The sequence below is a fragment of the Ramlibacter monticola genome (assembly GCF_016722785.1).
Lineage (GTDB): Bacteria > Pseudomonadota > Gammaproteobacteria > Burkholderiales > Burkholderiaceae_C > Ramlibacter > Ramlibacter monticola.
This window is the reverse complement of sequence record NZ_JAEQNE010000012.1, coordinates 38,470-52,500: the sequence shown is the minus strand read 5'-3', so window position 1 is coordinate 52,500 and position 14,031 is coordinate 38,470. Positions and strand designations below refer to the sequence as shown.

Genomic DNA, 14,031 nt, shown 5'->3' with positions numbered 1-14,031 from the left:
TTGCGCAGCGTGCGCAGCTTGCTTCCGAGGAGGCGCGTGTTGCGGGTGTGCTGGGCCATCCGTCCAGCATACGCTGTGAAATTAACTCTGTGAAATTTCCTTAGTGAAATTTACAGGCTCCCGTTTCACATAATGACTTCAACGCCGGCCCGCGGGCACGTGCCACAGGTTTTCAACATCGGAGAATCGCATGGCTTCCATCCTCGTCCTCGGGGCGTCCTACGGGTCGCTCCTCGCCACCAAGCTCCTGATGGCGCACCACCGGGTCTGCCTGGTGTGCACCGCGCCCACGGCCGCGCTGATCAACCGGGAAGGCACGGTGGTTCGCTTCCCGGTCAAGGGGCGGGAAGGCCTGGTGGAGATCGCCTCGCGCGACCTGCCCGGCGTGCTGCAGGCCGCCACGCCGGACCAGGTGCAGCCCGAGGTGTTCGACCTCGCCGTGCTCGGCATGCAGGAGTCGCAGTACGGCGAGGACGGCGTGCGCGAGCTGATGCAGCGCATCGCCCGCGCGCGCATCCCCTGCCTGGCGATCATGAACATGCCGCCGCTGCCCTACCTGCGGCGCATCCCGCGCATCCAGCCGGACCTGCTGAAGGACTGCTACACCGATCCCGAGGTCTGGGCCGCCTTCGACCCCGAGCTGGTGACGCTCGCCAGCCCCGACCCGCAGGCCTTCCGGCCGGCGGGCGAGCCCAAGAACGTGCTGCAGGTGGGCCTGCCCACCAACTTCAAGGCCGCGCGCTTCGCCGGCGAGGCGAACACGCGGCTGCTGCGGGCGCTCGAGTCCGACATCGAGGACGCGCGCTACAGCATCGGCGGCGAGATGGACGACATCCCGGTGAAGCTGAAGGTGCATGACTCCCTGTTCGTGCCGCTGGCCAAGTGGCCGATGCTGATGACCGGCAACTACCGCTGCATCCGCCCGCAGGGGATGATTCCGATCCAGGAAGCGGTGCACGGCGACCTCGAGCGCTCGCGCGAGATCTACGGGTGGGTGGCCGACCTGTGCTGCCGCCTCGGCGCCGACCCCGCCGACCTGGTGCCGTTCGAGAAGTACGCGCAGGCCGCGGCCTCGCTCAAGAAGCCGTCCTCCGCCGCCCGCGCACTGGACGGCGGCGCGCTGCACATCGAGCGCGTCGATGCCCTGGTGCGCCGCATCGCCGGCCAGCTCGGACTGTCCAACCACGACCTGCAGGAGATCGTCGGCCGGATCGACGCCCGCCTGAGCGGCAACCGGCTGGCGCGCGAAGAGCGCATCGCCGCCTGAGACGGGCGTTTCGATGACACTGGCGCGGGTGGCGCTGTCCACCCGCGCGCCGCCATTGAAGTGCATCATGCGGGACTGCCTCGCCCTGGCGCCACCCGCATGAACGGTTTCAAGCAGCCCCCCAGCCCTCCTCCCCCCACCGGAACCCGCCCGCCTGCGAAGATGCCGCCGCGCAAGGTGTGGGGGCTGTTCGCGCTGGTGCTGCTGGTCAACTACCTGGTGATGAGCTTCCTGTTCCCGGCGGCCGACGCGCCGGTGACCATCCCCTACACCGTGTTCCGGGACGAGGTGGCCAAGGGCAACGTGGCGGCCATCTACAGCCGCAACACGAGCATCGAGGGCCGCTTCAAGGCCGCGGTCACCTGGCCGACCGAGGAGATCCGGCAGCAGAAGCTGCCGCCGCAGGCACCGGCCGCGGAACGGGCCCAGGCCCGGCAGCCGGCGCGCCAGGCCTCGGTCTTCCTCACCGAACTGCCGGCCTTCTTCGACCGCGGGCTGGAGGGCTTCCTCCTCAGTCACAGCGTGGAGATCAGCGCCGTGCCGATCCAGCAGGGCAGCGCCTGGTCCACCCTGCTCTTCGGCTTCGGGCCCGCCATCCTGCTGATCGCCTTCTACGTCTGGATGTACCGGCGCGCGGCCGCGCAGGGCGGCGGCGGCATGGGCGGCATCTTCGGCATGGGCCGCAGCCGGGCCAAGCGCTACGACGCCGACTCCGAGAACCGCATCACCTTCAACGACGTCGCCGGCATCGACGAGGCCGAGAACGAGCTGGTGGAGATCGTCGACTTCCTCAAGGCGCCGGAGAAGTACACCCGCCTGGGCGGCACGGCGCCCAAGGGCGTGCTGCTGATCGGGGCGCCCGGCACCGGCAAGACGCTGCTGGCCAAGGCGGTGGCGGGCGAGGCGGGCGTTCCCTTCTTCTCCATGAGCGCCTCGGAGTTCGTCGAGATGATCGTCGGCGTGGGCGCGGCACGCGTGCGCGACCTGTTCAAGCAGGCCCGCGACAACGCCCCGGCCATCATCTTCATCGACGAGGTCGACGCGATCGGCCGAGCCCGCGGGCAGATGGCGATCGGCGGCGCCAGCGAGCAGGAACACACGCTGCAGCAGATCCTGACCGAGATGGACGGCTTCACCGGCCGCGAAGGGATCATCGTGCTGGCCGCCACCAACCAGCCCGACGTGCTGGACCGCGCGCTGCTGCGGCCGGGGCGCTTCGACCGCCGGGTGGTCGTGAACCTGCCGGACAAGGCCGGCCGCAAGGCGATCCTGGACGTGCACGTGCGCAAGGTGCCGCTGGCCGAGGACGTCAGCCTGGAGGAGCTCGCGCAGGCCACGCCGGGGTTTTCCGGGGCCGACCTGAAGAACCTGGTGAACGAGGCCGCGCTGCTCGCCGCGCGCCGCAACGAGGCCTCGGTGCACCACAAGGACTTCCTCGATTCGCTGGAGAAGATCGTGCTGGGCCCGGAGCGGCCGCTGCTGCTGGGCCCCGAAGACCGCGAACGCATCGCCTACCACGAGAGCGGGCATGCCCTGCTGGGCCTGCTGGTGCCGGGCGCCGACCCGGTGCACCGCGTGAGCATCGTGCCGCGCGGACAGGCGCTGGGCGTCACCTACCAGCGGCCGCAGACGGACCGCTACAACTACCCCGAGGACTACCTGCGCGCCCGCATCATCGGCATGCTGGGCGGCCGCGCGGCGGAGGAGGTGGTGTACGGCACGCGCACCACCGGCGCCGAGAACGACATCGAGCAGGCCACCAACCTGGCCCGCAACATGGTCACGCGCTGGGGCATGAGCGACGTGCTGGGCATGGTACAGCTGGCGCCGGCGCAGAACGCCTTCCTCGGCACCGGCGGCGCCTACATGGGCGAGAAGCCCTTCAGCGACCAGACGGCGAGCCTGGTGGACGCCGAAGTGCAGCGCATCATCAACGAATGCCACGGCGAGGCCAGGCGCCTGCTCCAGGTGAACCGGCGCGCTCTCGACGCGCTGGTGCAGGCGCTGCTGCAGAAGGAAACGCTGTCGGAACAGGAGATCCTGGACGCCACCGGCCTCGGCCGCGCGCCCGACCTGCAGAGCCGGCCCCTGAAGGCCTGATAGGCTCCCGGTGCCATGCGCATCCACGACGCCTCGGCCACCGCGGCCGCCCTGCCCTATGCGCGCCTCGTGCCGGCGCTGCAAGCCATGTTCGCGCGCGGCTGCGAGGTACCCGCGCGCCACGTGCACGAAGTGAAGAAATCGGGGTCAGATTCCAATTTCGCCGCGGCGGGTTGCGCCGCCGGCCAGCAGGCCGAGGGCGAACGCTCTACGAAATTGGAATCTGACCCCAATTTCTCCGAACCGGATTTCTCCGATTTCTTCACGTCGCTGATCATGCCGGCCTGGGTGCCGGGGCGCTATTACGGCGTGAAGACCATCAACATCGCGCCCGGCAATGCGCGGCGCGGGCTGCCGGGGCTGCATGCCACCTACCTGCTGTACGACGGCAGCACCGGCGTGCCGCTGGCGCTGATGGACGGCGACGCGATCACGGCCCGGCGCACGGCGGCGGCCTCCGCGCTCGCGGCCCGCTGGCTCGCCCGCGCGGATGCGCGGCGGCTGCTGGTGGTCGGCGCGGGGCGGGTGGCGCGCGAGCTGCCGTTCGCCTACCGAGCGGTCCGCGCCATCGAGGAAGTGCAGGTGTGGGCGCGTTCGCCCGCGAGCGCCGAGGCGCTGGCGCAAGCCTGGCGCGCCGAAGGCCTGAACGCGCACGCCGTGGCCGACCTCGCCGCCGCCTGCGCCGAAGCCGACATCGTGAGCTGCGCGACGCTGGCCACCGAGCCGGTCGTGCACGGCGCCTGGCTGCGGCCCGGCACGCACCTCGACCTGATCGGCAGCTTCACGCCCGCGATGCGCGAAGCGGACGACGCCTGTTTCGCCGGCGCTTCGCTGTACGCCGACACCGAAGAGGCGCTGAAGAAGAGCGGCGAGCTGCTGGGCCCGATGGCGCGCGGCGTGTTCGCGGCGTCGGACCTGCGCGGCACCCTGGCCGCGCTGGCGCGCGGACAGGTTTCCGGCCGCGCCAGCGAATCCGAGCGCACCGTCTTCAAGTCGGTGGGCAACGCGCTCGAAGACCTCGCTGCCGCCATCGTGGTGCACGAGGGCACGCAGGCGTGACTGCGGGAAAGGAAAGGGACCGGGACATGATCCAGAGATTCGACGTGGGCAGCCGCCTCTCCGAGATGGCGGTGCACAACGGCATCGCCTTCCTCGCCGGCCAGGTGCCGGACGACGCCACGCAGGACATCCGCGGCCAGACGCGGCAGGTGCTCGCCGCGGTCGACAGGCTGCTCGCGCGCGCCGGCTCCGACAAGACCCGCATCCTGATGGCGCAGGTCTTCCTGTCCGACCTCGCCGACTTCGCCGGCATGAACGAGGCCTGGGACGCCTGGGTACCGGCCGGCCACGCGCCCCCGCGCGCGACGGTTCAGGCGCAGCTGGCCCGGAAGGAGTGGCGGATCGAGGTGGTGGTGACCGCGGCCGCAGGCACATAAGCGCCTCGTGCTGGTGCGATTTTGTCGCCGCGACGATAGCGTGTGACGGATCGTCACCGGCAGAGCCGATTGGCGGGCGCGCGTGAGCAATCGATTGCAGGTCTTACAGGTGACACGGGCGGGTCCGCGAGTACGCTCGAGCGATGGCACGTCAGTGGATCTCCGAAGGCAGGACCGGCGCCGGCAACGGCAGCCAGGAGCACTGGCATTCGCGCGCGCCTGCCCCCGATGCGCAGGAGGGTGGCGAGTCCGCGTGGGAACACTGGCAGGAAGCCTCGCGCCGGCTCGATCTCGCCTTCGCGCCGACGGAGCCTTCGAGCATCGCGCCGATGTCCACCGGGGGCGACCTGGGGGACCTGCTGCCGGCCGGCAAGCCCTCCCACCTGCTGAACGCGCACACGCTGATGGTGGTGGCGCGGCGCAACAACCGCGTCTGTCCGCGTCCCCTGCAGTGGGCGGCGCTCTACGACCTGCTCGGTGGCGACCGGCAGCAGGACCTGCCGATCCCGCCGGTGCAGCCCTGGCTGTGGTCGCATCTGTCGGGGCTGCAGAAGCGCCTGCGCTTCCGCGAGCACGTGGAGTGGGCCGAGCGGCACGGGCGACTGGCGGAAATGGCGAAGTTCATGGGCAGCCTCGCCGAAGGCGACTGGGTGCACATGGGCGATGACTGAGCGAGCCTCCGCCGCGGATCCGCTTCGTTCAGGGCACTAGTTCCGCAAGAAATCCGGGCAAGCGTCCCGTGCAGTGCGCCGGCAGGCGCCCTAGGCTTCGCCCATGGCACGCCCTCCCCGCCCCGGCCCGCGAACCGACGACTGGCAAAGCGGCCACTGGCCCTACACCATGCCCAGCCCCGAGGCGAAGGAGGGTGGGCAGTCGCTGTGGGAACTCTGGCACAGCGAGAAGCAGCGGCTGGACGCGGCCTTCGCGCCGACCCGGCCCTCGGAGGCCGCTCCATTGGCCGGCGCGCCGGTCGCCGCGTCGGCGGAACCTGAGCCGGAACCGGATCCGCAACCGGAACCGGAACCGGATCCGGATCTCGCGCGCGCCCGCCGGCTGAGCGCCGACCTGCTGATGACGGTGGCACGGCGCAACAACCGCGTGTGTCCGCGGGAAGTTCCGTGGACGCGACTGTACGAGTCGCTGGGAGGCCGCCGTTTCGAGGACCTGCAGCCACCGCCGGGGGATGGCGTATGGCCGAACCTGTCCTTCCTGGAGAAGCGCGTGCGCTTTCGTGAGCACATGCTCTGGGCGCAGCGCCACGGGCGCTTGAGGCAGGTGGCGCTGTTCGTGCAGGGGCTGGCGGAGGGGGATTGGGTGCACGTGGGGGAGGAGTAGCGCACTACGCCGCTGCTTCGATCCTGCGCCGGGCGCAGACCCCGCCCCGGCACCCTCAATCCGGCGACTGGCGGCCCCAGATCTCCAGCCCCTGCGCATTCAGCTCCACGTCGGCTTCCACGAGCTGCAGCACCTCCCGATCGCCCAGCCCCACTCCCTGCGCGCGCGCTTCGGAAAGATAGAGGGCCCGCAGCCCGTCCCGCAGCCGCTGCCCGAAGCCCGGTGTGCCGTGCAGGTCGCGCGTCAACGCCGCCATCGCATCGCTCTGCCGCACCACCATCTCCGCCTGCGCCGCGACGTGCCCCACCGCGCCATAGTGGGTGATGTAGAGCGCGGAGGGCCGCAACGCCAGCACACGCGCGACGGAGTCCCGCAGCGCCAGCGGGTCGTACTGCACCGGCGAGCTCGAAGGCAGCGCGTAGTGCCAGCGCGCGTCGTGGAACTCCCGGTACGAGATGCCCAGCGTGTCGCCCGTGAAGCAACCCCGGCTCGCCTCGTCCCAGATGCACAGGTGATGGCGCGCATGGCCTGGCGTGTCCAGCAGGCGCAGCGGCCGCTTCGCGAGATGGACGACCTGGCCGTCTTCCGCCGCCAGCACGCGGTCCGCGCTCACCGGCACCAGCTCGCCGTAGTCGCGCGCGACGACATCCTCCCCGTACACCGCGCGCACGCCCGCCAGCAGCAGCGACGGATCCACCATGTGCCGCGCCCCGCGCGCATGCACCAGCAGCCGGGCCCGTGGCAGGTGCCGCATCAGCAAGCCCGCCCCGCCGGCATGATCCAGGTGGATGTGCGTGGGGATCACCCACTCGACATCCGCCGGCGCGAGCCCCCGGGCTGCGATCGCCGCCAGGATCCGCGGCACCGCGGCATTGGTTCCGGTGTCGATGACCGCGGCCCGCCCCTCCTCCACCACCAGGTAGGCCGCATCGAACTGCGGACGCACGAAGCCGGTGTCGACCACCGTGATCCCGTGCGCCAGGCGCTCGTCCTGCAAGGCCGCCGGCGCGTTCACTGGATAACCTCCCCCAGGCTCCGCACTGCGTGCTCCGCCACACCTCTCACCCCACAAAAATGCTGAAGCATTTTTGTGGGGACCCCAGAGGCCCCCCTCCGCAAGCGGAGGGGGCGAGCGCCTTCGGGCGGCCGTGCGGCGCTCATGCCGAGGGATCCCGCTGCGGCCCCGCGACCACGCCCGCGTCGTGCAGCCGCCCGATGGCGCCGGAGTCCAGGCGCAGGACTTCGTGCAGCACTTCGTCCGTATGCGTTCCCAGCAAGGGCGCGGGGGAGGTGGTTTCGCGCTCCAGCCCCGACGCCCGCACCGCCGCGCCCGCGGACAGGTGCGAGCCGATCCCCGGCGTCGCGATGCGCTCGAACACCGGGTTGGCCTCGCCCACCCGCGCGTCGTGCGCGAGCAGGCCGGTCGCCGTGTCGTAGCGGCCCCAGCACGCCTTGTTCGCTTCCAGCGCCGCTTCCGCTTGCTGCCGCGTCCGCGCGGCGAACCAGGGCTCCACCAGCGCCGCGATCTCCTCGCGCCCTTCGAAGCGCTGCGCCTCGTCGGCGAAGTCCAGCCCCAGGCGGCGCTCCAGCGCCGCGACCTGCTCGCCGATGCCGCAGGTGGCGACCAGCGCCTTCCACTGGTTGATCGAGATCGCGGCCACCATGAGGCGCGCGCCGTCCGAGGTGCCGAAGTCGCGCCCGAAGGCGCCGTACAGGTGGTTGCCCAGCGAGGGCCGGTCCTGCTGCTGCAGCTCCGCCTCGGCCAGCACGCCCAGGTGCGACAGCGTCGTGAACGCGACGTCCGACAGCGCCAGCTTCAGCTCCGCGCCCTGCCCGGTCCGTCCCCGGTGGCGCAGGGCCCCCGCGATCGCCAGCGCCGCCTGCCAGGCGCAGGCGATGTCCCAGGCCGGCAGCACCTGGTTGACCGGCCGCTGCAGCGAGCCGCCGCCGGTGATCGCCGGATAACCGGTGGCGCAATGCACCGTGTAGTCCAGCGCGGTGCTGCCATCCGGGTTGCCCTGGATCGTGCACGTGATCACGTCGGCCCGCTGCGCGGCAAGCACCTCGTGCGCCAGCCAGGGCGTGCCGATGTTGGTGAGCAGCACGCCCGCATCCGGGCCCGGCGCGGTCGCCAGCTGCTGGACCAGCTCGCGGCCCTCGGGCCGGCGCAGGTCGATGGCGATGGATCGCTTGCCCTTGTTCAGCGCCGTCCAGTAGAAGCTGCGGCCGCGGCCCTCCGGATGGGGCACGCGAGGCATGCGACCGTAGTCGATGCCACCGCCGATCATGTCCACGCGGATCACGTCGGCCCCGTGCTGCGCGAGCGCCAGGCCCGCCAGCGGCGCGGCGATGAAGGCCGAGCTTTCGACGACGCGCAGGCCGGAGAGGAAGGGATAGGTCATGCCGCGATCATGCCGGATCGCGGCAACCTTCAACCGTAGCGCCCGCCCGTGACGTGCACCACCTCGCCCGAGATGAAGCCGGCCCGCTCGGACGCGAGGAAGGCCACCGCGTCCGCGATGTCGCCGGGCCGCCCCACCCTCTTGACCGGTTGCATCTGGATCGCGCGCTCCTTGATCGTCTCGTAGGTGGCGAGCGCCTGCACCATCTCGGTCTCGATGAAGCCCGGCGCGACGCAGTTGACCGTGATGCCGTAGCGGCCTTCCTCGATGGCCAGCGCCTTCGCCATGCCGATCAGCCCCGCCTTCGCGGCCGAATAGTTGGCCTGCGTGGGATTGCCGAAGTGCGCGCGCGAGCTGATGTTGATCACGCGGCCCCAGCCCTGCTCGATGAGGCGAGGCATGACGGCCTTCGTGACCAGGAAGGCGCCCTTCAGCATGACGCCCATCACCAGGTCCCAGTCCTCCTCGCTCATCTTCACCAGGTACTTGTCGCGCGGGAAGCCGGCGTTGTTCACGAGGATGTGCACGCCGCCGAAGTGCGCCACGGTCTCGTCGACCAGGCGCTGCACCTCTGCGGCCCGGGTGATGTCGGCGACGATGCAGTGCGCCTGCAGGCCCTCCGCGCGCAGCGCGGCTGCCGTGGCCCCGGCCTGCTCCGCGAGGATGTCGTTGACGATCACCTTCGCGCCCTCCTGGGCGAGCCGGCGCGCGGTGGCGGCGCCGATCCCGCGGGCCGAGCCTGTGACGATGGCGACCTTGCCGCCGATTTCCAGATCCATGTCTTTCCTCCTCGATACGACTCGCTAGCGCGCGCAGCCGCGCGCCAACTCGCGCGTGACTTCCGCCGCCGGGACCGCCCGGCAGCCGCTCGCGTTCTGACCCGACCACAGCGGCGAGAAATCGCTGCGGCCCAGGCTCTCCGCCTTCGCGCGCAGCACGCCCATCGCGGGCGCGGCCTGCGGGAAGGCAGGCGCCGCCGCGTCGATCGGGCCCAGTTCGCGGATCGCGCGGTTCACGATCCCGCGCGCGGGCCGGCCCGTGAAGACGTTGGTGACGGCGGTGACCCGCGCGGCCTCGCTCGCGAGTGCGGCACGGTGCAAGGTGCTGGTGCTCGCCTCGGGGCACAGCAGGTAGGCCGTGCCCACCTGCACGCCGGCGGCGCCGAGCGCCATCGCCGCCGCGACCCCTGCCGCATCGGCGATGCCGCCGGCCGCGACCACGGGGACCTTCACCGCCTGCACCACCTGCCGCACCAGGGCCAGCGTGCCGAGCTGCGTGTTCAGGTCCTCCGACAGGAACATGCCGCGGTGGCCGCCGGCCTCCAGGCCCTGGGCGATCACGACGTCGACGCCGTGGGATTCGAGCCAGCGCGCCTCCTCCACCGTGGTGGCGGAAGACAGCACCTTCGCGCCCCAGCCGCGCACGCGCTCCAGCAGGTCCGGCGACGGCAGCCCGAAATGGAAGCTCACCACGGGCGGGCGGAACGCGGCCAGCACCGCGGCGGCGTCGGCGTTGAAGGGCAGGCGGCCCGGCCCCGAGGGAATCGAGGCCGGATCGACCCCCAGCTCGGCGAAATAGACACCGAGCCGTTCGCGCCAGGCTGCGTCGCGTGCCGCATCGGGCTCCGGCGGGTGGTGGCAGAAGAAGTTGACGTTGAAGGGCCGGTCCGTGCGCGCGCGGATCGCCGCGAGCTCCTTGTGCATGGCGTCGGGCGCGAGCATCGCGCAGGGGAGCGCGCCCAGTCCGCCGGCCTCGGAGACGGCGATCGCGAGGGCGCTGCCCTGCACGCCGGCCATGGGAGCCTGGAGGATGGGGACGGAGATTCCGAGGAGTTCGGCAAGGCTCATGGCGGCTGCATGGGATGGAGGGGAAGACGGATCGTGCAGCAACGCGGAGAGGCTTGTAAAGCGCGAGGGTGGCGCTAGTGGCGCGGCTTGGCGCCTTTGCGTGCCGTCGTCTTGCGTGCCGCCGGGCTGGGCTTCCCTTCGGCCACCGCCAGCCTGCGGGAGTCCACGGAGGCGAGCGAGCGTTTGCCGCGCGCGGTGACGACCGGGTGCAGCATCAGCTGCAGGCCGCGGTCCACGTACTGCGCGATGGTGAGCCGGCCGCGGAAGCGCCAGGATTTCAGCGCCCAGGCATGGCAGAACATGACGATCATGTACGTGAGCATCTCCACGTCCACCTCGTCGAAGAGCCCCTGGGCCACGCATTGCTCGATGCAGTCGGAAATCAGCTTGTTGCTCTCGATCTCCTTGGCCTTCAGCAGCTCGCGGCGCTGGCGGCCGAGCGACTTGGTTTCGCGGTAGACCAGCAGCGTGGCCTCGATGCGCTCGTCGATCACGCGCCCGTAGGCATGCACCGCGGCGCCGAAGCGCTCCATCGGGTCGGCGAGGCCTTCGAGCGCCTGCGGGATTTCGCGCAGGTACGAGTCCAGCACCTCGACGAGCGCGAGGAACAGCACGTCCTCCTTGTCGTGGACGTACTGGTAGATCAGGCCCACGCTCACGTTGGCGCGTTGCGCGACCTCGCGGATGGTGGTGACGTGGTAGCCCTGCCTGCCGTACAGCTCGATCGCCGCCTTCAGGATCTGGGTCTGGCGCTTCTCCACCAGCTCCGGGACCTCCACCTTGCTGACCACTTCGAGCGCCATGCGTTCTTTCTCCGGAATGCGCGGCGATTCTATAGGCGCGCCTCGCCCCGGAAAGCGTTCAGCGTCTGGCGCGCGATGATCAGTTGCTGCACCTCGGTGGCCCCTTCGTAGATGCGCAGCGCGCGGATCTCGCGGTACAGGCGCTCCACCGGCTGCTCCGAGACGACGCCCAGCCCGCCCCACAACTGCACCGCGGCATCGATCACCTGCTGCGCCGTCTCCGTCGCCTGCATCTTGGCCATCGCCGCCTCGCGCGTGACGCTGCGGCCCTGGTCGCGCAGCCAGGCGGCCCGGTAGGTGAGCAGGGCCGCGCTGTCGATGCCCGTCGCCATGGCGGCCAGCTTCACCTGCGTGATCTGGAAGTCGACCAGCAGCTGGTCGAACATCCTGCGCGTCGTGCTGCGGGACAGCGCCTCGGCCAGCGCGCGCCGCGCGAAGCCCAGCGCCGCCGCCGCCACCGAGGTGCGGAAGATGTCCAGCGTCTGCATCGCGATCCGGAAGCCCTGGCCGGGCTCGCCCAGCCGCTGGGCGGCGGGGATGCGGCAGCCCGTGAAGCGCAGGCGCGCCAGCGGATGCGGCGCGATCACCGGGATGCGGCCGGCGACCTGGAACCCGGGCGTGTCCGCCTCGACGATGAAGGCGGACAGCCCGCGCGAGCCGTGCGCCTCGCCGGTGCGGGCGAACACGACGTAGAAGTCGGCGATGCCGCCGTTGGAGATCCAGGTCTTCTCGCCATCGAGGACGTAGTGCTCGCCTTCCCTGCGCGCGCTGCATCGCATGGCCGCCACGTCGGACCCGGAATCGGGCTCCGACAGGGCGAAGGCGGGGATCGCCTCGCCGCTCGCCACGCGGGTCAGGTAGCGCTTCTTCTGCGCCGGCGTCCCGTGCAGGGTGATCGCGCCGGACCCCAGTCCCTGCATCGCGAAGGCGAAGTCGGCCAGGCCGGAATGGCGCGCCAGGGTCTCGCGCAGCAGGCAGAGGCTGCGCGTGTCGATGGTCTCGCCCGCGCCGCCCCATTCGCTGCCGCCCACCGCATGGCGCAGCCAGCCGGCCGTGCCCAGCTTGCCCACCAGGGCACGGCAGGCCGCATCGATGTCCTCGGGGTGGTCGCGAGGCAGTTCCCGCTCGCACCAGCCCTCCAGGTCGCGGGCCAGCGTGCGGTGCCGCGCTTCGAGGAAGGGCCAGTCGAGCCAGCTCTCGTCGTGGTACATGGGAATGACTCCTTCAGCCGGCCAGGAAGCGGCGCACCAGGGCCTGGCTCTCGCCTTGCGCATAGAGCATCGCGGTGCCCTCGACCTCCGCGGCGTAGCCGTCTTCCTTGCCTTCCACCGCGGCGGTGATGCAGCGCTTGCAGGCCGCCAGGGCGGCGGTGGGAACCGCCGCGATGCGTTCGGCCAGTGCGCGCGCCGCGGCTTCCAGTTCGGCGGCCGGCACGCATTCCTGGGCGAGCCCCAGCGTCGCGGCACGCCGGCCGTCCACCACGTCCGCGGTGAAGATCATGCGGCGCGCCATCGCGTCGCCGCAGAGGCGCGTGAGGCGCTGGGTGCCGCCGGCGCCCGGCAGCAGGCCCAGGCTCGCCTCCGGCAGGCCCAGCTTCGCCGTGTCGGCCACGATGCGGACATCGCACGCCAGCGCCAGTTCGAGCCCGCCGCCCAGCGCGGCGCCGCCGACCTCCACCAGCGACACCCGCGGGCTGTGCTCGATGCGCGCGAACACCTTCTGCATCGCACGCGTCAGGTCCACCATCCGCGCACGCCCGTCCTCGGTCGCGAAGCGCTCGCGCATCAGGGCGAGGTCGGCGCCGGCGCAGAAGGTGCGGGTGGCGCTGCGGATCCACAGCACGTGCACGCGGGCGTCCGCCTCGACCTCGTCGAGGATGGCGTCCAGGCGGGCGACCCAGGCATCGTCGATCGCGTTGACCGGCGGCCGGTCCAGCGTCGCGATGGCGATCGTGCCTTCGATGGCGAGCGTGATGGGGGGGCGGGCCGTGTCCATGCGTGCGGCCTCAGTCGCCCTGGAACACCGGCGTCTGCTTGGCGACGAAGGCGTGGTAGGCGCGCCCGAAGTCCTTCGTCTTCATGCAGATCGCCTGCGCCTCGGCTTCGGTCTCCAGCGCCTGCTCGATGGTCTGGTTCCACTCCTGGTGCAGGCACTTCTTGGTCATGAAGTGCGCGAAGGCCGGGCCGTTCGCCAGCGTCTGCGCCATGTCCTTCGCCTTCGCCTGCAGGCCGTCGGAGGGCAGCAGCTCGTTGAAGTAGCCCCAGGCGAGGCCTTCCTCCGCGCTCATGGAACGCCCCGTGTAGAGCAGTTCCGACGCCCGCCCGTGCCCGATCAGGCGCGGCAGGATCGCGCAGGCGCCCATGTCGCAGCCGGCCAGGCCCACCCGAACGAAGAGGAAGGCGGTCTTGGTCTTCGCCGTGCCGTAGCGCAGGTCCGAGGCCATGGGCAGGATCGCGCCGGCCCCGGCGCTCACGCCGTCGACGGCCGCGATGATCGGCTGCGGGCACTGCCGCATCTCCTTCACCAGGTTGCCCGTCATGCGGGTGAACGCGAGCAGGGCGTCCATCTCCATGCCGACCAGCGGGCCGATGATGTCGTGCACGTCGCCGCCCGAGCAGAAATTGCCGCCCTCGCCCGTGAGCACCACCACGCGCACGTCGTCGACGTACTGGAACTTGTGGAAGGTGTCGCGCAGCTCCGCATAGCTGTCGAAGGTGAGCGGGTTCTTGCGGTCCGGCCGGTTCAGCGTGACGGTCGCGACGCGGTCGGCGACGTCCAGCCGGAAGTGTTTCGGACGGAATTCCGAGGCCTTGAGCTTGTACATGGTGGCTCCTGGGAAGG

At 71.1% G+C, this 14,031-nt stretch carries 15 protein-coding genes (1 of these 15 only partly in view); 6 read left to right on the top strand and 9 right to left on the bottom strand.

The genetic code is table 11. From position 1 onward, the window contains the following. Positions 1–59 carry the 5' end (the start) of a DUF3612 domain-containing protein gene (locus JJ685_RS28655; RefSeq protein ID WP_201677807.1) on the bottom strand. Its footprint begins 1,510 nt before the window's first position, so the window shows 59 of its 1,569 coding nt (coding positions 1–59); the start codon lies at positions 57–59; its stop codon lies off the left edge, out of view. Between the two features lie 131 nt (positions 60–190). On the opposite strand from JJ685_RS28655, the gene JJ685_RS28650 reads away from it, so the two are divergent. The 6 genes from JJ685_RS28650 (at position 191) to JJ685_RS28625 (ending at position 6,138) form a co-directional block, all read left to right on the top strand. Further along, positions 191–1,267, top strand: a complete 1,077-nt coding sequence (locus JJ685_RS28650; RefSeq protein ID WP_201677806.1) for a hypothetical protein — start codon at positions 191–193, stop codon at positions 1,265–1,267. Between the two features lie 162 nt (positions 1,268–1,429). Further along, complete coding sequence (gene ftsH, locus JJ685_RS28645; protein ID WP_236599365.1) at positions 1,430–3,367, top strand: ATP-dependent zinc metalloprotease FtsH; 1,938 nt, start codon at positions 1,430–1,432, stop codon at positions 3,365–3,367. 15 nt (positions 3,368–3,382) lie between these two features. Then, on the top strand, positions 3,383–4,426 hold the full coding sequence (gene lhpI, locus JJ685_RS28640; protein WP_201677804.1) for a bifunctional Delta(1)-pyrroline-2-carboxylate/Delta(1)-piperideine-2-carboxylate reductase: 1,044 nt from the start codon (positions 3,383–3,385) through the stop codon (positions 4,424–4,426). Between the two features lie 26 nt (positions 4,427–4,452). Then, entirely contained in the window at positions 4,453–4,803 is a 351-nt protein-coding gene (locus JJ685_RS28635; protein ID WP_201677803.1) for a RidA family protein, read from the top strand. Between the two features lie 143 nt (positions 4,804–4,946). Next, positions 4,947–5,474, top strand: a complete 528-nt coding sequence (locus tag JJ685_RS28630; protein ID WP_201677802.1) for a hypothetical protein — start codon at positions 4,947–4,949, stop codon at positions 5,472–5,474. A 103-nt stretch (positions 5,475–5,577) separates the two neighbouring features. After that, the gene (locus tag JJ685_RS28625) at positions 5,578–6,138 is read left to right on the top strand and encodes a hypothetical protein (protein WP_201677801.1); all 561 of its coding nucleotides are present in this window, start codon (positions 5,578–5,580) and stop codon (positions 6,136–6,138) included. A gap of 55 nt (positions 6,139–6,193) precedes the next feature. On the opposite strand, the gene JJ685_RS28620 is transcribed toward JJ685_RS28625, so the two are convergent. The 8 genes from JJ685_RS28620 to JJ685_RS28585 form a co-directional block, all read right to left on the bottom strand. Beyond that, a complete protein-coding gene (locus JJ685_RS28620) occupies positions 6,194–7,153 on the bottom strand; it encodes an MBL fold metallo-hydrolase (RefSeq protein ID WP_201677800.1) in 960 nt (319 codons plus the stop codon). 142 nt (positions 7,154–7,295) lie between these two features. Beyond that, positions 7,296–8,540, bottom strand: coding sequence for a CoA transferase (locus JJ685_RS28615; protein WP_201677799.1), 1,245 nt, complete (start codon positions 8,538–8,540; stop codon positions 7,296–7,298). A 29-nt stretch (positions 8,541–8,569) separates the two neighbouring features. Then, positions 8,570–9,319, bottom strand: a complete 750-nt coding sequence (gene fabG, locus JJ685_RS28610; RefSeq protein WP_201677798.1) for a 3-oxoacyl-ACP reductase FabG — start codon at positions 9,317–9,319, stop codon at positions 8,570–8,572. Between the two features lie 24 nt (positions 9,320–9,343). Further along, entirely contained in the window at positions 9,344–10,387 is a 1,044-nt protein-coding gene (locus JJ685_RS28605; protein ID WP_201677797.1) for an NAD(P)H-dependent flavin oxidoreductase, read from the bottom strand. Positions 10,388–10,461: 74 nt separating this feature from the next. Then, positions 10,462–11,190 carry a TetR/AcrR family transcriptional regulator gene (locus JJ685_RS28600; protein WP_201677796.1) on the bottom strand — a complete coding sequence of 243 codons (729 nt, stop codon included), beginning with the start codon at positions 11,188–11,190 and terminating at the stop codon, positions 10,462–10,464. 29 nt (positions 11,191–11,219) lie between these two features. After that, positions 11,220–12,401, bottom strand: coding sequence for an acyl-CoA dehydrogenase family protein (locus tag JJ685_RS28595; RefSeq protein ID WP_201677795.1), 1,182 nt, complete (start codon positions 12,399–12,401; stop codon positions 11,220–11,222). Positions 12,402–12,414: 13 nt separating this feature from the next. After that, positions 12,415–13,185 carry an enoyl-CoA hydratase/isomerase family protein gene (locus JJ685_RS28590; protein ID WP_201677794.1) on the bottom strand — a complete coding sequence of 257 codons (771 nt, stop codon included), beginning with the start codon at positions 13,183–13,185 and terminating at the stop codon, positions 12,415–12,417. Positions 13,186–13,195: 10 nt separating this feature from the next. Beyond that, positions 13,196–14,014 (bottom strand): enoyl-CoA hydratase family protein, encoded by an 819-nt coding sequence (locus JJ685_RS28585; protein WP_201677793.1) that lies wholly within the window; start codon positions 14,012–14,014, stop codon positions 13,196–13,198. Positions 14,015–14,031 lie beyond the last annotated feature (17 nt).

What these genes read in the sequence shown, in the direction of transcription:
- JJ685_RS28650 (WP_201677806.1), top strand. Translation starts at nt 191, where the DNA reads ATGGCTTCCATCCTCGTCCTCGGGGCGTCCTACGGGTCGCTCCTCGCC.
- ftsH (WP_236599365.1), top strand. Translation starts at nt 1,430, where the DNA reads ATGCCGCCGCGCAAGGTGTGGGGGCTGTTCGCGCTGGTGCTGCTGGTC.
- lhpI (WP_201677804.1), top strand. Translation starts at nt 3,383, where the DNA reads ATGCGCATCCACGACGCCTCGGCCACCGCGGCCGCCCTGCCCTATGCG.
- JJ685_RS28635 (WP_201677803.1), top strand. Translation starts at nt 4,453, where the DNA reads ATGATCCAGAGATTCGACGTGGGCAGCCGCCTCTCCGAGATGGCGGTG.
- JJ685_RS28630 (WP_201677802.1), top strand. Translation starts at nt 4,947, where the DNA reads ATGGCACGTCAGTGGATCTCCGAAGGCAGGACCGGCGCCGGCAACGGC.
- JJ685_RS28625 (WP_201677801.1), top strand. Translation starts at nt 5,578, where the DNA reads ATGGCACGCCCTCCCCGCCCCGGCCCGCGAACCGACGACTGGCAAAGC.
- JJ685_RS28615 (WP_201677799.1), bottom strand. Translation starts at nt 8,540, where the DNA reads ATGACCTATCCCTTCCTCTCCGGCCTGCGCGTCGTCGAAAGCTCGGCC.
- fabG (WP_201677798.1), bottom strand. Translation starts at nt 9,319, where the DNA reads ATGGATCTGGAAATCGGCGGCAAGGTCGCCATCGTCACAGGCTCGGCC.
- JJ685_RS28605 (WP_201677797.1), bottom strand. Translation starts at nt 10,387, where the DNA reads ATGAGCCTTGCCGAACTCCTCGGAATCTCCGTCCCCATCCTCCAGGCT.
- JJ685_RS28600 (WP_201677796.1), bottom strand. Translation starts at nt 11,190, where the DNA reads ATGGCGCTCGAAGTGGTCAGCAAGGTGGAGGTCCCGGAGCTGGTGGAG.
- JJ685_RS28595 (WP_201677795.1), bottom strand. Translation starts at nt 12,401, where the DNA reads ATGTACCACGACGAGAGCTGGCTCGACTGGCCCTTCCTCGAAGCGCGG.
- JJ685_RS28590 (WP_201677794.1), bottom strand. Translation starts at nt 13,185, where the DNA reads ATGGACACGGCCCGCCCCCCCATCACGCTCGCCATCGAAGGCACGATC.
- JJ685_RS28585 (WP_201677793.1), bottom strand. Translation starts at nt 14,014, where the DNA reads ATGTACAAGCTCAAGGCCTCGGAATTCCGTCCGAAACACTTCCGGCTG.